Genomic DNA, 21,427 nt, shown 5'->3' with positions numbered 1-21,427 from the left:
ATTATCTGACTGAATTGATTAAACCGAGCATTTGATCTCCCATTGTAATCGTTCTGCTGTTCAGCTGATATGAACGCTGGGACGTGATCAAGTCTGTCATTTGTTCTGAAATATCGACATTGGACATCTCAAGTGAACCCTGCTGCACGCCGATGTTTTGTCTATTTGCGCCATTCAGCTCTTCAAAAGCCGCTGCGTTTTCAATAGAGAAAAGGTTATTTCCTTCCGCTTTCAGCTCTTGAGGGTTATTCACTTGGATCACTCCGAGATTAAACCGCTGAACAGTGTTTCCGTCAGATGCGGTTAATGTGCCGTTTTTATTGATGGCGATGTTTTTCATTGAACTGTTGATGTTTACTGTATTGCCGTTTTCATCAAGCACCGGATTCCCGTTTCCAGTCACTAGCTGAAGCTGGTTGGGATTCGCAGCTGAAGGCGTTACATATAACGCTCCGTCCCTCGTGTACTGGCGCTTCCCATTTACATTCACTTGAAGATATTGAGATGAAGACGTAAACGCGATATCCAGATCGCGATCCGTCTTCTGAATGCTTCCTTGATCAGATACAAGACGCGTGTTCATCATCGCTCCGACGCCAAGGCGCAAGCCGGGCGGCGTTTTCCGGGCTTTTGCCACTTCCTCATTTTTTTCATCAACCTGATCGAATTGCTGTCTGACAAGCTCAGAAAAATTCGTATCTTTTGCCTTATAGCCGGTTGTGTTGCTGTTTGAAAGGTTGCTGCTGATTGTGTCAATCTGCTGCTGCAGCTGGTTCAAGGTTGTTGATGCCGTTAACATTGACCTGAGCATAGTTGATATCCCCCGTTTTTTCTTCCGTTATCTTAAATTTTTCCGATTTCATTGGCTGCTTTATCCATACTTTTATCGTAAGCCTGAATCACCTTCTGATTGGCCTCAAACGATCTGTACGCTTCAGTCATTTCTGTATAAGCGCTTGTCACATCTACGTTTGAGAGCTCAGAGACGCCTTGTTTTAATGAATAAGAGACCTGGTTATTACCGGCTGCGCTTGGCAGATCATTGCCGTCCGCTGTGCTGTACAGATCGTTTCCGTCCCGTTTCAGGTTGCGGACATCCTCTGCCATTCTGACATCAATCTGGCCGGCTGTCCGTCCGTTCGTTGTCACAGTACCGTTTTCAGACACAGTGAAGTCCTCATTATCAACAGTAATCGGCTGGCCATCCGTCGATAAAACAGAACGTCCGTTAATCGTCAGCTGATTATTCTCATTTAATGAGAACGTGCTGCTTTTTGAATAACGGATGCCGTCGGCTGTCTGAACCGGGTAAAAAAGCGCCGCGTTTTCATTGGTTTCTGTATTAACAGGAACTTGGTTTTCGACCAATGTGATGTCTGTAGGCTGATCTGTAGACTTCAAGCTTCCCTGGGTAAGCAGAGGCTTAAGCTCCTGCATATACACACCCGTATTCACGGAACCGATTTCCGTCTTCGATGTTCCGGCCGGAGATTTTGATTCTATTCTGCTGAGCAGCATTTCAGGGAACGCGCGCATTGAGCCTTGATCTGCTTTATAGCCGGATGTATTGGCGTTGGCAATATTATTTGAGAGCATTTCCGTTCTTCGCTGCTGGGCAATCATTGCAGATGTTGCTGTATATAATCCTTTTAACAAATTTTCCACCTCTAAAATGGCATTTTTTTCAGTTGTCATATAGGAACATTCGTTCTAAAATAAAAATCAGTATTTTATCTTATTATCGTCATAACTCATCAATTCGTGAAGGCTTTTTCATAAAAAAACCCCATTCTTTTTCAGAATGAGGTTTGTGCATCAGCTTAGTTTGCGCTTAGGAAGCTTGTCCATATTATCAAGCATGACGCCTGTGCCGATGGCTACGCAATCCATAGGATTTTCAGCGACGAGAACCGGCACCTTCAGCTCTTCAGCAAGCAGCTGGTCAAGGCCGTTTAAGAGCGCGCCCCCGCCGGTAATAATAACGCCGCGATCAATAATATCAGCGGAAAGTTCAGGCGGTGTTCTTTCAAGCACTTGTTTCGCAGCCTGTACAATAACAGCGACAGATTCACGAAGGGCTTCTTCCACTTCTTTACTGTTAACTGTAATTGTTCTTGGAAGACCGGAAACCATGTCTCGTCCGCGAATGGAAATTTCTTCGTGACGTGCGTCTGGGAAAACCGTTGCGACTTTAATCTTAATATCTTCCGCAGTACGTTCGCCAATCAGCAGCTTGTACTCGCGTTTGATGTAATTCAAGATTTCCATGTCAAACTTGTCCCCAGCCATTTTAATAGAAGAGGAGGTGACAATATCGCCCATTGAAATAACCGCGATATCCGTCGTTCCGCCTCCAATATCTACAACCATGTTACCGCTTGGCTGGAATATTTCCATACCCGCGCCGATAGCGGCAACTTTAGGTTCTTCTTCAAGGTACACATGTTTACCGCCGCTTTTTTCTGCAGCTTCTTTGATCGCTTTTTGCTCAACTGATGTAATATTCGTCGGGCAGCAAATGAGCATGCGCGGTTTTGAGAACAGGCCTTTTACGTTCAGCTTGTTAATAAAATGCTTCAGCATTGCTTCTGTAACTTCAAAATCAGCAATAACTCCGTCTTTCAGCGGGCGAATCGCAACGATATTCCCAGGTGTACGTCCAACCATTCGTCTTGCCTCTTCGCCAACCGCAAGCACTTTGCCGCTGTTTTTATCAAGTGCAACTACGGAAGGTTCATTCAGAACAATTCCTTTACCTTTAACATGGATCAGTACATTTGCAGTACCGAGGTCAATACCAATATCCCTTGCAAACATCTATTTATATCCTCCTTGAAAATCTGTTTCACAGTAAATATCCACATTACTCCCTAATTATATATATTATCATAAAATACAGAAAAAAAGTTGGAAGCACATTAAGTTCTTTACAATTTTTTGCGGATGTTTTATGAATGATTTCAAGAAGCCAATTCTAGCTGATTATGACTGCTGGACAGGCTCTCCTTCAAGAATTTCATCTTTTTTATATTTGAGCTTTGTCGCTTCTCCTCCTCTTAAATGCCTGATGGATTTATGATAATCAAGTATTTCTTTCACTTCGTTTGCCAGATCAGGGTTAATTTCGGGCAGACGCTCTGTTAAATCCTTGTGTACTGTACTTTTGGAAACACCAAATTCCTTCGCAATGACACGAACGGTTTTCTTTGTCTCCACGATGTACTTCCCTATCTTGATTGTTCGCTCTTTGATGTAATCGTGCACACCACTCGACCTCCCTAAAATGGATGTGAGAAGTGTGAAATGAGATCCGTATTCTGTAAAGACTCGTTCATTATGCCGCTTCTTCGTTGTATGGTTTTAAAAGTAGGTTTGTGAAATATGCCCACGATCCCTCACCTCAAACACTCTCTTTGTTAGGTTTGTAACAGTGTATTAGCATTCTTTTGGGAATATGCTAAAAACTCAATAAGGACAAGGGGTGAAACGAACTTTTTCAGCTCATTAATTTATTTCGGGTCACTAAATTTATATCTTTACATCTAGCCAACGCTCCTGTACAATAAAGAAAGCAATTAGTTACTTAGGTAAGTTTTTTAGAAGGAGCTCAAAATGACCTACGTCAACAGACACCTCATTCATCAAATCAACCAAAGCGCCCGCCTGATTGCCAAAAAAGCCAATGAACAGCTTGAGCCATTCGGCCTTTACTCCTCTCAATGGTCAGTTTTATATTGTTTGCGCACGCTCGGACCAATGACTCAAAAAGAGATTTGGTCTTATTTAAATGTGGAAGCGCCGACTGTGACGCGGACGATCAAACGCCTGGAGGAAAATGGTTGGGTAGAGAGATGGCAAGGTGAAGACAAACGGGAAAAACTTGTTGTCCTCACAAAAGAAGCTGAGAAAAAATACGAAGAAATCAATGTGAAAATGCTGAAATTCGAGGAAGAGCTGCTTGCAGATTTCCGCGATGAAGATAAGGAAGCTTTTTCTCATTTATTCCGCATGTTTTTACATCAATGAAAATAAGGAAGTGACTTACATTTGAAAAAAGCAGATGCGATATGGACCAAGGATTTTATTATGGTCCTGCTTGTCAATTTATTTGTGTTTGTGTTCTTTTATACATTTTTAACTGTACTGCCGATTTATACGCTTCAAGAGCTTGGCGGCACAGAATCCCAAGGCGGGCTTTTAATCAGCCTGTTCCTTCTGTCAGCGATCATTACACGGCCTTTCTCCGGAGCCATTGTTGAGCGTTTCGGGAAGAAAAGAATGGCGATTGTCTCAATGGCGTTATTCGCCCTTTCATCTTTTCTGTACATGCCGATTCATAATTTTTACCTGCTGCTTGGCTTAAGGTTCTTCCAAGGGATTTGGTTCAGCATTTTAACGACTGTTACGGGTGCAATCGCAGCGGATATCATTCCGGTCAAACGCCGCGGTGAAGGGCTTGGCTACTTTGCTATGTCTATGAACCTCGCCATGGCAATCGGGCCTTTCCTTGGACTGAATTTGATGAAGGTTGTCAGCTTCTCTGTACTTTTTACAGCCTTTGCATTGTTTATGGTTGCAGGCTTGCTTGTTTCATTCTTGATAAAAGTGCCTCAAAACCAAGACAGCGGCACGACTGTATTCCGTTTTTCATTCTCGGATATGTTTGAAAAAGGTGCACTTAAGATTGCGACGGTCGGTTTATTTATTTCTTTCTGTTATTCAACTGTTACAGCGTATTTGTCTGTATTCGCCAAATCAGTTGACCTTTCGGATATCAGCGGTTATTTCTTTGTTTGCTTCGCGGTGACAATGATGATTGCTCGGCCGTTCACAGGGAAATTATTCGATAAGATCGGACCCGGCGTAGTCATTTATCCTTCTATCTTTATTTTCTCAGTGGGACTTTGCATGCTGTCCTTCACACACAGCGGCTTGATGCTTCTGCTTTCAGGAGCGGTTATCGGTCTCGGATACGGTTCAATCGTTCCTTGCATGCAAACGCTGGCGATCCAAAAATCTCCGGCCCACCGCTCAGGTTTTGCGACGGCAACGTTCTTTACCTTCTTTGATAGCGGAATTGCTGTAGGATCGTATGTATTCGGATTGTTTGTAGCTTCTGCCGGCTTCTCTGCCATTTATTTATCAGCAGGGCTGTTCGTTCTGATTGCTCTGCTTCTGTACGCATGGAGCCAGAAAAAACCTTCTGAGGCTGAGGGAAAAGTCTCTATTGCAGAATAAATGAAAGACTGCCGGAATGTGCCGGCAGTCTTTTTTTCAATTAAAAAACCGCGTTCCCTTAAAGAACGCCATTATGACTATGATTCAATGATCGGCCGCACAGGTGAATCAGGTTTTAACGTAAAGTCATAGGATGCTTCATCACGATACAGCGGATCGGCATAAATGGATTGCTGATCATTATTTGTCGCTTTTCGATATGACGAAAACGAATCATATTCTTTCTTTTTCCACATCCATAAGCCCTCTTGATCCGTTTCTTTATGGTAGACGTTATGATTGACTATATTGCCTTCATTTTCTGTAAAATCGTTTCCGATAAATAATCTTGAATCACCGGCTGTCAAAATGTTCTTTTCGATTGTATTGTTTTTCGTATCGTACTGAAGCAGCAGCTGTCCGCCGTACAAACCCTTTGTGTCATTCCGGTACATAATGTTGTGGGCAATCAGGGAATTGCTGGTGCCACCCCGCTTTTTGTCATACCCTCCGATCGAGATACCGGTGTAAGCATTGTTGTATACTTTGTTGTCTGTAATTTGAATCTCATTTGCATATTTCCCTTTGTGTTCAGATGTTGCCTCAATCCCAATATCGTTATCATAAACTGTGTTTTTCTTAATCTTGATACTTTGTCCGCCATCGACATATATCCCGCCTGCTGAGTAATCATCTCCATATGCAGGGTTTCCGTAAGTCGAGTTTTGATAAACCGTATTGTTTTCTATAACTCCGTTTCGCGCGTAATCGTTTTTGTCCGCGGTTCCCTCATAACCGATAAGATCAATTCCGATGTTGTTATTGTTGCGGACGATATTGCCCGCAATCGTGAAGCCGTCAATATCACCATTAAGCACAACCGCTTCACTCGCTCCAAGCGTCAAATTCTCAACCGTATTGTTCTCAATTTGAATGTCTTTCACGCTGCCTGTCCCATAGACTGCAATTCCGTGAGCATTTCCTTCATCTGCCGTTGTCTTAATATTCCTGACATGATTGTTTTTGATGGCAACATGACTGCTTGATCCTGATACATAAATCCCCATAGCTGTTGCTTCCTCAGATGAAACAGACAGATCCTGAATCGTTAAACCGCTGATAACAATGTCATGTTTATCGTGAATAGAAATGAGCGGTATTTCATATTCTGCATTTGCAACGGATTTCCCGCTAATCACGACTTTTTCATTTTCATAGTTTCGGAATGTGATAGGTTTTCCGTCCGCACCGCTGTGTTTTACCTCAAGGATTTCACGATACGTGCCTTCCCGAATCATAACGGTTGTGCCGGCTGCAGCCTCCTCTGAAGCATGTGCCAGTGTACGAAACGGCTTTTCTTTCGTTCCTTCATTTTGATCACTGCCATTCGGCGAAACATATAAGTATTCCCCAGAGACTTTCTCACTCGCTTTTGTCTTATCATAAACGAAAGCGAGGATGACGGACGTTAAAACACCTGCCAAAAGTATAAAATACCATTTTCTCATATTCGATTCCCATTTCGTTTTAGAATTAGATGTCTAAAATCATTATAAATGTTCTATTTATGGAAAACCATTTCAAAAATATGAAAATGCACCACACGCGTCTTATTCAGCCTGACGAACCCGCACAGTTTCAACCGTTTCAATTGCCGATGATGCCGGCGGGTGAATACGCATCAGACCAATATAGGAAAGAAATGAAATCAGCACACCGACAAACCAAGAAATATCGTATAAGCTCTTCAATGCGGGCACATACATGCCAATCAGCGAGATCAGCGCACCTAAAATCGTGGCCGCGAACGCACGGTAATTGTAGCCCTTCCAATACACATACCGCCCTGTTTCGGCATATAAGTCATCGACCGAGAGCTCACGTTTGCGAATGATAAAGTAATCAGCCATCATGACACCCGCCACCGGACCAAGCATGCCGCCAATTAAACCGAGAAACGCATATACACTTGTCGCGCTTTCCATCAGCTTCCACGGAACTGTAAATAAAGCGAGCAACGCCGTGATAAAGCTGCCGCGTTTGAAATTAACATATTTCGGCAGGGCATTCGCTATATCATAAGCGGGCGATACGATATTCGCCGCAACGTTGACAGAGATCGTGGCGATGCAGAGCGTAATCACGGACAAGGCGATGACATAAGGGTTATCAAATCTCGCCAAAATATCGACAACATCCCAAATCGGCTCTCCGAAAGCAACCTGCGAACCGGAAGTCACAGTAATGCTGGCAAACGCAAACAGCGCGAAGGTTCCCGGCAAACCGTAAAATTGCCCTTTCATTTGCTCCTTTTGTGTTTTAGCAAACCGTGTAAAGTCAGGGATATTTAAAATCAACGTCGCCCAGATGCCAATGATGCCGGTAACCCCGGCAACAAACGGCCAGAATGCTTCGGAAAACGTATGGAACTTTCCTGGCTGAGCGTATATCGGCCCCAATCCCCCGGCAATATCAACGGCCCACCATACCATGCCGCCAAATACCAGATATACCAAAGGCCCTGCCCACACCTCAAAGCGTTTAATCGATTCCATTCCATGGTGTAATACGAGTAAATGAATGCCCCAAAAGAAAACAAAAGAAAGCAAACCGGATAGGTGAATGCCGAGAATATTCCACCCGCCGCCAACTTGTCCCCAGCCAGGCCATATATTTAAAAGCAAAATATTCAGCGCCGTGCTTCCCGCAAAGGTTTGAATGCCGAGCCACATGATGGCTGTAAACGCCCTTAGAAGCGCAGGGATATTCGCGCCGTATATTCCGTAAGAAGCCCGGATGATCACTGGAAACGGCAGCCCGTATTTTGTCCCGGCATGGCCGTTTAAAGCCAGAGCACCAAACAAGATAAGCGATGCCGTAATAATGATCGCCAGCACCTGCCAAGGCGAAAGACCGATCGCAATTAACCCGCCCACCGTCGCGTAGGTCGGTATATTATGTATACATCCCATCCAAATGGACGCAAAGTTCATTGCCTTCCACGTCCGCTTTTCCTGTCCCAAAGGCAGCAAATCTTCATTGCTCAGTCTGTTGGATTGATGCTGGCTCTCTTTTATTTTCATAGCCGGCTCCCCTTTCCGTATTGTCATATGTTCAGTTTTCTGACATTTGATGTCACTTAATATAACTGAAAAGTCAGACAATAACATTGGCTATAATATACAATTTCCCTGTTCCTATTTGAGCAATCTACACAAGAAAAAAAGACAGACGCAATGCCTGTCTCTTTTTCATGATGCAGTTTTCATTAATGCGGCAAATCTCACTACCATAAACAAACTTATTCCGCCCGCTATGATCATGAGGATTCCCATCATATCAAAATGAGCCGCTGTGATTTCTTTCCCAAACAAAAGACCCAAGATCACCGAAGACAAAATCGACCCTAGGTAACGGCAGGTTTGAAACAGTCCCGAAGTCGTTCCTACCATGTCGGAAGGGCTCGTTTTCAGCATAGCTGCCTGAAGTGCGACATTTCCAAGTCCGTAGCCTATACCCAAAATTGACAGGATAAGGCCTTTTCCGATCACCTGAGCATTGATAAAAAAGACAGTTAAGAGCACAGCTCCAGCCATCATCAGAAGCGCCCCCGTAAAGATCGGTTTGACTACGCCTGATCGGTCGATCCATTTGCCTGTGATAGGCGATACTACGATGCTCATGCCAGACATAAACAGCATAAACAGTCCGCTCGTTTGAACAGAAAGATGCATTTCATCCTGAAAATAACTCGGCAATCCGAAAAATAAACAATAGAAGAAAACATTCAGCAAAATAAACTGGATATATACGGCCGATAGGCTTCGCTGCGTTTTAAACAGACGAACATCAATGAATGGCTTTTCTGTCTTCAGTTCACGCCAAACAAATGCTCCGAGCAGCAGCACGCCAAGCACACCTTCTGCCACATGCGGCGACGTGCTGAAGGACAGCAGAAAAGAGAGAAGCAAAATGATTCCCCCGGCAAACAAAATAATTCCAAGGATATCGAGCTGCCGAATAATCGTTTTGATGCCAGCTCCTTTTTTCTGGTCCTTTGGGAACATATACATGCCTAAAAAGAAGCTGAGGATAATAAACGGCAAGTTGACAATAAAGATCGCCGGCCATCCGCCCCAAACAATCAAAAAACCGCCGACTGTCGGTCCAAGCGCCGTCATGGCAGACGCAAAAATAGAGAGCACAGCCAAGGCTGATGCCTGCCGTTCATGAATATGACTACGAATCACCCCGACTCCCGACGGATAAATCGCACTGCTCCCTACCGATTGAAACAGCCGCATGACCAATAATGTCATAAACGTTGGCGCAAACGGCGCCCCGACAGCAGAAACCGCCACAAGGATAAGCCCGGCTAAAAACAACCGTTTCCGACCGATCAAATCACCGAGCTTTCCCGTTACAGGCTGAGCCACGGCACTTGCCAAGTAAAACGAGGAAATCAGCCAGGAAACCGTTGTAAAGGACAGATGAAACTCATGCTGGATGCTATGGAGCGCAAGAGATATCATAGACGAGTTCAGCGGATTCAGCATCGTACCCGAAGCCACCGCTGTTAAAAAAACAGCACGGCTTTTTTTTGATATCATTATTTCACTTGCGCCAGAAATTCTTCCGTTGTCCGTAATTTACCAATTTTAGGAAAAATAAAGCGCAGTGTAGCTTCATGTTCTTCCTCGCTAAACGTAGACATGGCATCTGTAATAAAAATCTGCTGATAGCCAAGCTGGAATGCCTCGCGCGCGGTGCTTTCCACCCCGATGTTTGTCGCGATGCCGCACAATACGATCGTATCAATGCCGCGGCGTCTCAGCTGCAAATCTAAATCTGTACCGAAGAAAGCACCCCACTGCCGCTTAGTCACAGTGTAATCTCCATCCTGCACACCGATTTCCGGAACAAATTCGGCCCAGTCCGCCGGCATTTCCCCCGAACCGCCCTGTGCAGGCTCATCCGTTTGCGGCTTCAGCGCATCCGCCCCGTCATGAAAGGCAACATTCACAAAGCTGATAAACCCGTTATGTTTCCGAAATTCATCGATAAGTTTTTTCGCATGTGGGACAACCTGCCCGCTTTGATCTATCGGCACAATCCCTTTTTGCAAATCAATAATAACCAAGGCTGTTTTTTGAAAATCAATATTAAGTGTATCCATTATAGTCTCCTCCTGATGCTGTTAGTGTTTCTCTCATTGTTTATTTTACTCTTCACTTCGCCTAAGTTCTTTTATAATGCTTGTGAAACTCTCAGAAGGAGCGTTTTTTCATGTTTTTTTATGCATTCATACATTTAAATAGTCCCGCCAGCACTTTTTCATAAAGTGCGGCATCACTCATTACCTGCACCAACGCCCCTTAATACTCGACATTAATATCATGCTAAAATCCTGAACGCCAATATGAAAACAAGCATGAACCAAGAGGAGGCTCACAATAATCGGCAGAAAAATCACCGCCCTCATTCCTTTTATAGATATAAAGTCTCATATCGCATAAAGGGGCATTTCTCATTCTTTATATCCCTCGATAACATTCCCTAAAAAACAATGTTAGGAAATCTAACATGAACATGTTTTATCATTCTTTTTTCTCTATAATGAAGAAATATAATAATTCTGAAAGATACGGAGGAATGAGACATGCAAATGGGCGATACAGTTTTTATGTTCTTTTGCGCTTTACTCGTGTGGCTGATGACCCCGGGATTAGCGTTATTTTATGGAGGAATGGTAAAAAGCAAAAATGTGCTGAGCACTGCCATGCACAGTTTTTCTTCCATTGCCATCGTTTCCATCGTTTGGGTGCTGTTCGGATATACACTTGCCTTCGCACCAGGCAATTCAATCATCGGCGGACTGGAGTGGGCCGGTCTAAAAGGAGTCGGGTTTGAACCCGGAGCTTACAGTGACACCATTCCCCACTCATTATTTATGATGTTCCAAATGACGTTCGCTGTTCTGACTACAGCGATTATCTCCGGGGCTTTTGCAGAACGGATGCGATTTGGCGCTTTTCTTTTATTTTCAGTTTTATGGGCTTCTTTAGTTTACACACCCGTTGCGCATTGGGTATGGGGCGGCGGCTGGATCGGCCAGCTTGGCGCGCTCGATTTCGCCGGTGGCAACGTTGTTCATATTTCCTCCGGGGTGGCAGGCCTTGTTCTCGCTATTGTGCTCGGTAAACGAAAAGACGGCACAGCGTCTTCACCGCACAATCTCATTTACACCTTCTTAGGAGGCGCTTTGATTTGGTTCGGCTGGTTCGGTTTTAACGTCGGCAGCGCCCTGACCTTGGATAGCGTCGCCATGTACGCCTTCATCAACACAAACACTGCTGCAGCAGCCGGGATTGCCGGCTGGATTTTAGTAGAATGGATCATGAATAAAAAACCGACGATGCTCGGAGCAGTATCCGGCGCAATTGCCGGGCTTGTGGCGATTACACCGGCTGCCGGATTTGTCACACCTTTTGCGTCTATTATTATCGGCCTCATTGGCGGCGCGGTTTGTTTCTGGGGTGTATTTTCACTTAAAAAGAAATTCGGATACGACGATGCGCTAGACGCCTTTGGCCTGCACGGCATCGGCGGCACATGGGGCGGAATCGCAACGGGGTTATTCGCGACAACCTCTGTTAATGCTGATGGCGCGAACGGTTTATTTTACGGAGACGCAAGCTTAGTATGGAAACAAGTCGTAGCCATCGGCGCCACTTATATTTTTGTATTTATTGTCACTCTCGTTATTATTAAAATAGTAGGCCTCTTCCTTCCCCTTCGCGCAACCGAAGAAGAAGAAGCACTTGGGCTTGACTTAACGATGCACGGGGAAAAAGCATATCAAGATTCTATGTGAGGAGTGATGGTATGAGCGGTCAAATGTTCAAGGTGGAAATTGTAACGCGTCCGGCAAATTTCGAAAAGCTGAAGGAGGAACTCGGAAAAATCGGAGTTACCTCTCTGACCTTCTCAAATGTTCACGGCTGCGGCCTGCAAAAAGCACACACGGAGCTCTATCGAGGGGTTAAAATCGAAAGCAATGTATATGAGCGTTTAAAAGTCGAGATTGTGGTCAGCAAGGTTCCTGTTGACCAAGTGACAGAGACGGCTAAAAGGGTTCTGAAAACGGGATCACCGGGTGACGGTAAAATATTTGTCTATGAAATCAGCAATACAATCAACATCCGTACAGGCGAAGAAGGACCTGAAGCACTGTAATTATTCGGAAGAGATTCGACATGTCGAATCTCTTTTTTGCTTATAGAAAAAGCCCCCAGAAACTCTGACACCCCTCCGAATTCTTTTCAAGCATCACACTTTTTGGCAAACTCTATTTTAATTGAAACTTTTTCGGTGTAAGATTAGTCTACTTATTATTAAAATGTAAAAGGTGATATATTTGAATTACGAAATCTTTAAAGCAATCAATGGATTATCTCATCACAATGCGATTCTCGATTCCATTATGGTCTTCATCACGGAATACGCGATTATCGCCTATGCCCTTATCTTATTGGCAATCTGGCTGTTCGGAAACACGCAAAGCAGAAAAAATGTGCTTTATGCGGGGCTTACAGGAATCGCGGGGCTTATCATCAACTATTTGATTACACATGTTTATATTGAGCCGCGTCCGTTCGTTGAGCATACAGTGAATACGCTGATTCCGCATGCTGCAGATGCGTCATTTCCGAGTGACCATACAACAGGTGCGTTAGCGATTTCGATTGCGATGCTTTTCAGAAACCGCAAAATCGGCTGGCCGCTTGTCATTTTCGGGCTTTTGACAGGTTTTTCAAGAATTTGGGTAGGACATCACTACCCGATAGATGTATTGGGCAGTCTTGTTGTCGCTATCATTATCGGGTTCCTTTTCTTTAGATTTTCAAATCTGCTTCGCCCATTCGTCGATTTCATTGTGAAAGTTTATGAATCCATCATCAATAAACTGACGAAAAACACAACCGATCAGAATTTTTAAGAAAGACAAAAGCCGGTGTCTGAATCCAAGACAGCCGGCTTTCACATTTTTTCATTCATTTCATGGTTTTTCCGCTTCACCAACACAAATATTCCGTAAAACAAGACAATCCCAACAGCATCAATGAGCACATCTCGAATGCATCCGCCCCTGCTGAAGAAGAGCTGCAGCACTTCTGTGAAAAAAGCAAACATGAATGAGACCGCTATCGCCAATTTTATGCTGCCTCTCTGTTTCCACAGCAAATACGTCAGCACAAAAAAGGAAAATGCGTGCCCGCTTTTTTGAATAGCCACTTCAGGTATAGTAAGTTCAGTAAAATCCATGTCTAAAACATGAGACAGATCAGGGTGCGGCTGAAAATGAAAAGCCACCGTTTGCGACATGACCATGCCGCTGAAGCTTTCCGTACAGACAGAGATCAGAATAAAAAGGATCCATCCCGCGAGCAATAGACGGTTCATGACATAACCCCCTTTATAGCGAACGTGCCTATGTATAACTACATAGACGATGACATGATGCAAAAAGTAACAGAAAAAAACGTCCATCACATGGATAGACGTTTTCTTCATTAAGACTGTTCAGAGTCTTCTGTCGTGCTGCTTTCTTTAGAACCAGATTTGTCAGTTGAATCATCCTTTTTCTCACCGGATTTTTCTTCTGTTTCTTTTTCAGTTGGTCCTTCCTTTTTCTCGGAAGATTGCTGAATAGATCCTTCTGTTTCTTCAGTTGCCGCTTTTTCTTCAGCAGCTGCTGCTTTTTCGATAGAAGAAACCGGCTTGTCCATAAAATTCAGCGGGTTCATTGCGACTCCGTCTTTACGGATTTCAAAATGCACATGGTTTCCGCTGTCTTCGCTGTATAGATTTTTGCCAGACTTTCCGATCACTTGGTTCTGTTTTACTTTATCGCCTTGCTCAATACTTATTTCAGAAAGAGCTTGATACACAGTCGATAATCCATCGGCATGTTCTACTTCTACAACATATCCAAGCACTGGATCTTTTTCAGCTTTAACAACCGTACCGCTTAGAGAAGCAGAAACATCGAAATCTTTTCCGTCTTTCTCAGCTAAGTCAATTCCTTTGCTTAAGCTGTACGTGTTATTATAGGTAACGAGTGCTGCTTCTTTTTCTTCTTTTGCGGCATCGGTTTCATAGAACTTTTTCACAACAGAAACGTTTTCAGAATCAACAACCGGCATTGCGACATTTTCCATTGACTTTCCTACTTCAACTGCATCGTCGTTGTTGTCATATGCGGAGTTTCCGCCGTTATCAGCTAACTGGTCCTTTACATCCTCATTTGAAACAGATTGATACCAAAGGACAGCTGTTAAAATGACGGCCGCACTGACTAAGTAGATTGCAGGGAATACCCAGCGTTTACGAAAAAACTGCTGAAGTTTTTTGATTTGAGAAGTTTTCTTTTCTTCCTCTCTCATTGTTCATCACCTCAGCAACATTCTGAACACTTTTCTGAAAATATATACACTAATTCAAAAAACTTTTTTAGATGTAGTTTGCGCAGACTGATATAAAAATATGTCATTTTTTTGAGAGGAGTGCCACAAACATATGGATATGACATTGCGTCTTGCTGAAAATAAGGATCTGGAGGCTGTTGTCGCGATTTATAATTCAACGATTGCTTCTCGAACAGTAACAGCCGATACTGAACCGGTAACTCCTGAAGATCGGAGGGAATGGTTTTTGGGTCATACAGAGGCACGTCCGCTCTATGTAGCCGAGGACGCTAGCGGAAACGTCGCTGCCTGGATCAGCTTTGAAACATTTTACGGCAGACCCGCCTATAATAAAACAGCGGAGATCAGCATATACATTGACGAAGCATGCCGCGGCAAAGGCGTTGGATCATATTTGCTTCAAGAAGCGCTCCGCATCGCGCCGAGTCTTGGAATTCGCTCACTGATGGCCTTCATTTTCGGACATAATAAACCAAGCCTGAAGCTGTTTGAAAAGCACGGGTTTGCAGAATGGGGACTATTCCCCGGCATCGCCGAAATGGATGGCAACAGATACGATTTGAAAATTTTAGGGAGAGAGTGTCATGATTAGTCTGGATAAAGATGAAAACGAAATTGAAAATCATAAGGAAGAAATTATTCCTGCTGAACAGGAGATTGAACCTGCAAAAAACGAAAACCGCCCATTGAGCCCTTCTGCTGTCAAGTCGCTAGCAGACATTGCTAAATGGGGCAAAGTTTCAGGGGTTTTATTGATCATTATGGGATCGCTTGTCACACTGTCTGCTTTGATGACAGTGATCGGTGCCATCCCGGGCGTATTGCTCATTATTTCAGGCGTCTTTCTGATGCGTTCTGCAAAAGCTGCTGCGGAGGCCGAAGGAAATCTTGCGGGCAGCGCTGGCGAAAGCATGCTTGAGAATTACAGAACGTTTATAAAAATGCAGCTGTTCTACGCAGCATCCAGTATCGTCACTGCTCTGATCGGGATCGTTTTAGCCATTTTCGTGCTTGTGGTCATCGGTATTGCTGCTTTTGAAAACACTGATTCGTACGAGGACCCGGGTTCTTATTATTATGAGGATGATCCGGTGTTCGAATAGCACCACTGATACCGGGCATGTGTTCCAAGAAAAACGGAACCATGCCTTTTTTGTTTGTCACTTTTTCTATATCTAAGGCTGGTGTAAGAACCGCATGCTTTGTCAAGCATATAATTCAATCAGGAGTGACTCCTGCTAACATTGCATGACCGCAGGATTGTCTCAATAACGTTAAGGAGTGGGACATGTGGAAACGAGCAGCTTGCCGGGAAAAGTAAAAATCATCGCCGAAATCGCAAACGCTCATCAGGGAAAAGAGGAGAATCTTAAAGCACTCATCAAAGCTGCCGCAGAAAGCGGAGCAGATGGTGTGAAATTTCAGTGGTTCAAGTATGACTGTATTGCAACGCCTTGTTTTTCTGCCTACGAATCGTATATGAAGCTGTTTTTAAGTGAAGACGTGTGGAAAAATTGTGTCGCCTACGGCAAAAAACTTGGATTAGAAATATGGGTGGATCTTTTTGATTCATGGGGGGCAGAGCTCTTTTTTCGCTTCCAGCATCATATTGATGGGATAAAGCTTCCAACGACTATCCTTCAATCCACGGAAATAATGAAAACGATTGGTATGACAGAGAAACCTGCGCTTATCGGAATTGGGGGATGGTATGAGGAAGAGATCGATCAGATGATGTCGCTTGTAAAACAGCATATGGCGAATCAGCTTATTCTCATGCACGGATTTCAAGGATATCCGACAAAACTGGAGGATATTAACCTACAACGGATCCAGCACTTAAAAGAAAGATACAAGGTTCAAATTGGATTCGCAGATCACATCGACGCCGATCATTCGCTGGCGGCCGACCTTCCTGTCTATGCATTTTTCTCGGGCGCATCTGTAATTGAAAAACATATTACTTTAGATCGGACAGCTAAAGGGTTCGATTATTATTCTTCATTAGAGCCCAATGAATTCAAACTGATGACGAAAAAACTCCGGCAGGCTCAAATTGCAGCTGGTTCAACTGAAGTAAATGAATCCGAAAGAAAGTATTTGTATGATTCATCTATACGTGTGACAGCCAATCGGACAGTCAAAAAGGGAGAAATCATCACATTGGACAAAACGAGTTACAAAAGATGCGGAAATGAGAATGCATTGATGCCTTTACAAGCTGAGGCTGCATTGCCTCAAGTAGCAACTGCTGATTTATCGGTAAACCAGCCAATTACATGTAACGAGATCAAAAGTCCAAGAATTGCGATCGCAGTAATATGCCGGCTAAAATCGACTCGCTTGCCGAAAAAAGCATTGCTTCCGATTTACGGAATCCCATCTGTGGAACGCTGTTTAATCAATTGCCTGGCTGTTCCTGAAGTTCATGAAGTGATATTGGCAACCTCAAATCTTCCTGAAGATGATCCGCTTGAAGCTTACACTCTAAACGGAAAGGTCAAAATCGTGAGAGGCGATCCGGATAATGTAGCAGAAAGAATGCTTGAAGCCGCAGCGTTAGCAAATGCTGATATCATCATCCGTGTAACAGGTGATTGTCCAGCCGTTTCACCTGAAGTGCTTCAATATTTAATTGATCGTCACTTACAAAAAGGAGCCGATTATACCCAGGATTATTCAAGTTCAGCAGGAATATCTGGCAATATCATTACAGTTGAAGCTCTTCAGCGGCTTGTGCAGCAGCCAAAACCGTTAACCCATACAGAATATTTGTCTTTTTATTTTTTAAACAACCCTTCCTTATTTTCCCTCAATCAAGTCAGCCTTCCAAAAGAACTTCATTATCCGTCTTGGCGTTTAACCCTTGATGAACCTAAAGATTTAGAGTTGTTTGAACAAATATATCGAGACCTGGATGTCAAAAACGAACCGCTCTATTTCAGCCGGATAAGAGATTATTTATCAGAAAACCAGCACGTTTCAAAGATCAATCACGATGTGTCTACCAAATGGATTGATCAGACATCTCTAGTTGAGGAAATCAATAAAGCAACGCTGTTACCGCCAGAAAATAAGTAACATTTCGCTAAGCAAACTGTGCATGTGTTCGGAACCATTTCAAATCCATGCTTTTTGTTTCGACTGTCTCCTCTCTATTGCCGCAAATAAAAAACACCCGATTGTCAGGCAAATCCCAACATTCCGGGTGCAGTTCTTATTCATACAAATTTTTGCGTCTGTCTTCCTCAGTCAAAAATTCAACAAAACTCCGCATCGCAAACGGTTCTTCCTTAATCTGTTGCGTGTAGGAGTTTTTTCTATCTTCTGAAAGAATTTCGCTCTTTTTAATCCTGTTCAGCATATAGATGTATATCGTTTTTTGAATTTGTTTATGCTGATAGCCCGCTTCTTTGAAAAATGCCAGTCCCAGCGCCGCCAAAAGAGCGAATAAACCCGCGTTGATCAGGGACTTCCAGTCTGCTGAAGCGTGAAAAAGAAAAACAGCTAATTGAAAGAGAGAGAATGCAGCAATCGGAATGGCAAGAAAACGATAAACGACGGTTTTTTTCATAAAAGGCTGTACGGCCTTTTGAATTTTTTGCATTTCTGATTTAATGAACCCCGGCATTTGTTCAACTCTGTAAAAGTTCATGTAATCCTCCCCCTTTATTTGATGCTGCAAGGCTTCACGAACGTTATCATATGTGTTTATTTTAACGCAGGTGCAAGCTGGTTTTAAAGAAATCTGCCCGTATTTTTCACAAAGAATCTGGATCGCCGCTCTTTATTCTTTTAAAATGTGAGTGTTATAATTTGTAATGAGAATCAGATCGCTGTTAATCATGGAATACTAATGGCAATCTTCTTGATAAATATGAATGAGCGGGGTTACAAAGTGAGTATTTCTTCCATCCTTTTGTCACTTTTTTTTATTTTAAATATTCTTTTGGCTATCATTGTCATTTTCAAAGAACGGCGCGATGCCAGCGCATCTTGGGCATGGCTACTGGTTCTTTTCTTTATTCCCGTTATAGGCTTTATTTTATACTTATTATTCGGCCATAATCTTAGGCGAAAGCAGTTATTTCAATGGGAAGACCGAAAAAAAATCGGTATTGAAAAGCTATTGAAGCATCAGCTTAAGGAATTAGAAACCAAGCAATTTCAGTTCAATAACCGGGCAACCTTTGATAACAAGGATTTAATTTATATGCTTATCATGAATAATCACGCTGTGTTTACAGAGGATAATTCGGTTGACGTGATCACAGACGGGCGGGACAAGTTTCAACGGCTGCTACATGACATTTCGAAGGCTAAGGATCATATCCACTTACAATATTATATTTATAAAGGTGATGAATTAGGCAAAAAATTACGGGACGCTCTCATCCAAAAAGCAAAAGAAGGCGTTCAGGTCAGGGTGCTTTATGATGAACTCGGATCAAGAACGCTGAGAAAAAAGTTTTTTAAGGAGCTCCGCGAGGCTGGCGGGCATGTGGAGGTCTTTTTTCCTTCAAAACTCAGGCCGATTAATTTGCGGCTGAATTACCGGAACCATCGCAAGCTTGTGATCATAGACGGAATCACCGGTTATGTCGGAGGATTTAACGTTGGAGATGAGTATCTAGGGCTTAACCCGAAATTCGGCTATTGGCGGGATACGCATATCCGGCTGCAAGGAAAGGCAGTGCATGCCATCCAGACACGTTTTATTCTTGACTGGAACCAAGCTTCCCATCACCATACACTGACATATATCCCGAATCACTTTCCTGATTACGGCCCAAAAGGCAATGTCGGGATGCAGATTGTCACGAGCGGACCCGATTCCGAATGGGAACAAATTAAAAATGGCTACATCAAAATGATTTCAAATGCCAAGCGTTCCATTTTGATTCAAACGCCTTATTTTATCCCGGACGCAAGCCTGCTCGATGCTTTAAGAATCGCGTGTTTGTCGGGCGTTGATGTCAACATTATGATCCCGAACAAGCCTGATCATGCCTTTGTATACTGGGCGACACTTTCGTACATCGGCGATCTGCTGAAAGCCGGAGCCACTGTCTATATTTACGATAACGGCTTTATTCACGCGAAAACCATTGTTGTGGATGATGAAATTGCATCAGTTGGTACAGCGAACATCGATGTTCGCAGCTTCAGGCTGAATTTTGAGGTGAATGCATTTATTTACGATATCACCATTGCGAAAGAATTAGCTTCTACATTTAAAGAAGATTTGCTCGTATCCAGGAAATACACCTATGAGGAATATCAGCAGCGCTCCCTGTGGATTCGAATGAAAGAATCCGTCTCGCGCTTATTGTCACCGATTTTATAAGATGCGCCAAAACCCCCGGCCTTTAGGCCCGGGGGTTTTTCTGATGGTCACAGTAAATAATGATCGCCTCCCGCAAAAAAGCGGCCAGACCTGCTCCATATTGATTGATTGAGTCAGTAAATCGCTCATCAGTGATATACACTTCCCCAAGCCCCCTGAAAATGTCGAGCGTGCAATCGTAATGATATTGGCAAATATGATCGCGAAATGCCCCCACAGCGGCCTGAACCTCTGTATCATCGGGTCTGTATTCCATTCGCGCCGCAATTCGTCTGTAAATCGAATCAAATTCAGCCATGATCGCACGCCAATCGTCTGATGAATATGCAGATGTCCTTTTCTCTGTTTCTTCTGCGATTTCCCTACCATACAGATTTCTGACTTCATCCGCGTATGCCTTCTGGTACTCTTCAATATCTTTCATGCTTAATCCGGCAAATAAATCCCGCTTATTCATAAGTTCTCCTCCCTCAATGGACTGAAGCGTCCTATCAAGCGTCTGTATCATCTCTTCCATTCTTTGTTTTTTCTTCATCAACATATCCTTTTGCGACAGAAGTGCCGCTTTCCGGTTAAAATTCGGCTGATCCAGCATCTCTTTCACTTCATCCAGCCTAAACCCAATTTCCTTAAAAAATAAAATCTGCTGCAGTCTTTCCAGATCTGCATCACTGTACAATCGATACCCTGCGTCAGTAAGAGCTGAAGGATTCAGCAGCTGAATATTATCATAGTGATGAAGCGTCCGAATGCTGACTCCCGCCATTTCCGCTACATGCTTAACTTGGTATTTCATTCATAACACCTCCTCTTCTTTTATCGTAAACAATTACGCAGCGTCAGGGTCAATCCCTAAAATATGATTTTCTTTATACAAAACTTCTCACAAATAGTGTATAAAAGAAAGGTGAGTATTTTTTTATAAAGGAGCAAGTATACATGAATCCTGAAACAGTGAACAAAACCCTCATCAGCATTTCAAAATGGGGAAAAGCAACGGGAATCTTATTTATTGTGATGGGCGCAATTACCGCGCTTTCGGGCGCGTTCTTTTTTCTAATCGGTGCCATACCGGGCGTACTGCAAATTATCGCTGGAATCTTTTTGATGCGGTCAGCCAAAGAAGCCGGACAAATGGCTGAACACAATAGCGGACAGTCTGAGGATTTAATGCTGGAGAATTACGCGAAGTTTGTGAAGATGCAAGGAATCTATTTAATCGTAAGCATTTCTATATCTGTTCTTGCGATTATCGCCTTCTTCATCTTTTTAATGCTTGGGATTGCTGACGGCATCTTCAACGATTATAGTACGTACAACAGTTATTAATCAGGAAAAACCCGGAGTTGGCTCCGGGTTTTTTACTTCGCTTCAT

At 43.4% G+C, this 21,427-nt stretch carries 23 protein-coding genes; 10 read left to right on the top strand and 13 right to left on the bottom strand.

The window, feature by feature from the left end:
• Position 1: 1 nt before the first annotated feature.
• From flhP to BTW01_RS15515, 5 genes are all read right to left on the bottom strand, one after another.
• Positions 2-811: a flagellar hook-basal body complex protein FlhP gene (gene flhP, locus BTW01_RS15535; protein WP_162103889.1), complete on the bottom strand. Its 810-nt coding sequence runs from the start codon at positions 809-811 to the stop codon at positions 2-4.
• 32 nt (positions 812-843) lie between these two features.
• Complete coding sequence (flhO, locus tag BTW01_RS15530; protein WP_162103888.1) at positions 844-1,656, bottom strand: flagellar hook-basal body complex protein FlhO; 813 nt, start codon at positions 1,654-1,656, stop codon at positions 844-846.
• A 159-nt stretch (positions 1,657-1,815) separates the two neighbouring features.
• The gene (gene mbl / locus BTW01_RS15525) at positions 1,816-2,817 is read right to left on the bottom strand and encodes a cell shape-determining protein Mbl (RefSeq protein ID WP_003227776.1); all 1,002 of its coding nucleotides are present in this window, start codon (positions 2,815-2,817) and stop codon (positions 1,816-1,818) included.
• Positions 2,818-2,982: 165 nt separating this feature from the next.
• On the bottom strand, positions 2,983-3,264 hold the full coding sequence (gene spoIIID / locus BTW01_RS15520; protein WP_003221804.1) for a sporulation transcriptional regulator SpoIIID: 282 nt from the start codon (positions 3,262-3,264) through the stop codon (positions 2,983-2,985).
• 14 nt (positions 3,265-3,278) lie between these two features.
• Positions 3,279-3,389 carry a protein usd gene (locus BTW01_RS15515; RefSeq protein ID WP_162103887.1) on the bottom strand — a complete coding sequence of 37 codons (111 nt, stop codon included), beginning with the start codon at positions 3,387-3,389 and terminating at the stop codon, positions 3,279-3,281.
• Positions 3,390-3,612: 223 nt separating this feature from the next.
• On the opposite strand from BTW01_RS15515, the gene BTW01_RS15510 reads away from it, so the two are divergent.
• Both BTW01_RS15510 and BTW01_RS15505 read left to right on the top strand, forming a co-directional pair.
• A complete protein-coding gene (locus tag BTW01_RS15510; protein ID WP_162103886.1) occupies positions 3,613-4,026 on the top strand; it encodes a MarR family winged helix-turn-helix transcriptional regulator in 414 nt (137 codons plus the stop codon).
• Positions 4,027-4,047: 21 nt separating this feature from the next.
• Positions 4,048-5,238, top strand: coding sequence for an MFS transporter (locus BTW01_RS15505; RefSeq protein WP_162103885.1), 1,191 nt, complete (start codon positions 4,048-4,050; stop codon positions 5,236-5,238).
• A 77-nt stretch (positions 5,239-5,315) separates the two neighbouring features.
• On the opposite strand, the gene BTW01_RS15500 is transcribed toward BTW01_RS15505, so the two are convergent.
• From BTW01_RS15500 to BTW01_RS15485, 4 genes are all read right to left on the bottom strand, one after another.
• A complete protein-coding gene (locus tag BTW01_RS15500; RefSeq protein ID WP_162103884.1) occupies positions 5,316-6,725 on the bottom strand; it encodes a right-handed parallel beta-helix repeat-containing protein in 1,410 nt (469 codons plus the stop codon).
• Positions 6,726-6,827: 102 nt separating this feature from the next.
• Positions 6,828-8,300, bottom strand: coding sequence for an allantoin permease (gene pucI, locus BTW01_RS15495; RefSeq protein WP_162103883.1), 1,473 nt, complete (start codon positions 8,298-8,300; stop codon positions 6,828-6,830).
• Positions 8,301-8,468: 168 nt separating this feature from the next.
• Positions 8,469-9,827, bottom strand: coding sequence for an MFS transporter (locus BTW01_RS15490; protein WP_162103882.1), 1,359 nt, complete (start codon positions 9,825-9,827; stop codon positions 8,469-8,471).
• Positions 9,827-10,396 (bottom strand): hydrolase, encoded by a 570-nt coding sequence (locus BTW01_RS15485; RefSeq protein ID WP_162103994.1) that lies wholly within the window; start codon positions 10,394-10,396, stop codon positions 9,827-9,829. The genes BTW01_RS15490 and BTW01_RS15485 overlap by 1 nt, the downstream gene beginning before the upstream one ends.
• Positions 10,397-10,876: 480 nt before the next feature.
• On the opposite strand from BTW01_RS15485, the gene amtB reads away from it, so the two are divergent.
• The 3 genes from amtB (at position 10,877) to BTW01_RS15470 (ending at position 13,216) form a co-directional block, all read left to right on the top strand.
• The gene (gene amtB, locus BTW01_RS15480; protein ID WP_162103881.1) at positions 10,877-12,091 is read left to right on the top strand and encodes an ammonium transporter AmtB; all 1,215 of its coding nucleotides are present in this window, start codon (positions 10,877-10,879) and stop codon (positions 12,089-12,091) included.
• Between the two features lie 11 nt (positions 12,092-12,102).
• Positions 12,103-12,453: a P-II family nitrogen regulator gene (locus tag BTW01_RS15475; protein WP_162103880.1), complete on the top strand. Its 351-nt coding sequence runs from the start codon at positions 12,103-12,105 to the stop codon at positions 12,451-12,453.
• Between the two features lie 181 nt (positions 12,454-12,634).
• The gene (locus BTW01_RS15470; protein WP_162103879.1) at positions 12,635-13,216 is read left to right on the top strand and encodes an undecaprenyl-diphosphatase; all 582 of its coding nucleotides are present in this window, start codon (positions 12,635-12,637) and stop codon (positions 13,214-13,216) included.
• Positions 13,217-13,257: 41 nt separating this feature from the next.
• Here BTW01_RS15470 and BTW01_RS15465 read toward each other — a convergent pair whose 3' ends face one another.
• Together BTW01_RS15465 and BTW01_RS15460 are read right to left on the bottom strand one after the other, a co-directional pair.
• A complete protein-coding gene (locus BTW01_RS15465) occupies positions 13,258-13,680 on the bottom strand; it encodes a VanZ family protein (protein WP_162103878.1) in 423 nt (140 codons plus the stop codon).
• Positions 13,681-13,790: 110 nt separating this feature from the next.
• Positions 13,791-14,663 carry a M23 family metallopeptidase gene (locus BTW01_RS15460; RefSeq protein WP_162103877.1) on the bottom strand — a complete coding sequence of 291 codons (873 nt, stop codon included), beginning with the start codon at positions 14,661-14,663 and terminating at the stop codon, positions 13,791-13,793.
• Positions 14,664-14,802: 139 nt separating this feature from the next.
• On the opposite strand from BTW01_RS15460, the gene BTW01_RS15455 reads away from it, so the two are divergent.
• From BTW01_RS15455 to BTW01_RS15445, 3 genes are all read left to right on the top strand, one after another.
• On the top strand, positions 14,803-15,297 hold the full coding sequence (locus BTW01_RS15455; RefSeq protein ID WP_162103993.1) for a GNAT family N-acetyltransferase: 495 nt from the start codon (positions 14,803-14,805) through the stop codon (positions 15,295-15,297).
• On the top strand, positions 15,290-15,808 hold the full coding sequence (locus BTW01_RS15450) for a DUF5362 family protein (RefSeq protein ID WP_162103876.1): 519 nt from the start codon (positions 15,290-15,292) through the stop codon (positions 15,806-15,808). Before BTW01_RS15455 ends, BTW01_RS15450 begins: the two co-directional genes overlap by 8 nt.
• Before the next feature lie 187 nt (positions 15,809-15,995).
• A complete protein-coding gene (locus BTW01_RS15445) occupies positions 15,996-17,786 on the top strand; it encodes an N-acetylneuraminate synthase family protein (RefSeq protein WP_162103875.1) in 1,791 nt (596 codons plus the stop codon).
• Positions 17,787-17,922: 136 nt separating this feature from the next.
• Here BTW01_RS15445 and BTW01_RS15440 read toward each other — a convergent pair whose 3' ends face one another.
• Positions 17,923-18,360, bottom strand: coding sequence for a DUF5392 family protein (locus BTW01_RS15440; RefSeq protein ID WP_162103874.1), 438 nt, complete (start codon positions 18,358-18,360; stop codon positions 17,923-17,925).
• A gap of 243 nt (positions 18,361-18,603) precedes the next feature.
• Between BTW01_RS15440 and cls the strand changes: the two genes are divergently transcribed.
• Positions 18,604-20,052 (top strand): cardiolipin synthase, encoded by a 1,449-nt coding sequence (cls, locus tag BTW01_RS15435; protein WP_162103873.1) that lies wholly within the window; start codon positions 18,604-18,606, stop codon positions 20,050-20,052.
• A 22-nt stretch (positions 20,053-20,074) separates the two neighbouring features.
• Here the strand turns inward: cls and BTW01_RS15430 are convergent, their stop codons facing one another.
• Complete coding sequence (locus BTW01_RS15430) at positions 20,075-20,848, bottom strand: MerR family transcriptional regulator (protein ID WP_162103872.1); 774 nt, start codon at positions 20,846-20,848, stop codon at positions 20,075-20,077.
• Positions 20,849-20,991: 143 nt separating this feature from the next.
• Between BTW01_RS15430 and BTW01_RS15425 the strand changes: the two genes are divergently transcribed.
• Positions 20,992-21,381, top strand: coding sequence for a DUF5362 family protein (locus BTW01_RS15425; RefSeq protein ID WP_162103871.1), 390 nt, complete (start codon positions 20,992-20,994; stop codon positions 21,379-21,381).
• Positions 21,382-21,427 lie beyond the last annotated feature (46 nt).

It is taken from the genome of Bacillus sp. SKDU12 (genome assembly GCF_010093085.1).
Classification (GTDB): Bacteria; Bacillota; Bacilli; order Bacillales; family Bacillaceae; genus Bacillus; species Bacillus mexicanus.
The sequence above is the reverse complement of the archived record's forward strand: the minus strand, read 5'-3'. Positions and strand labels throughout refer to the sequence as shown.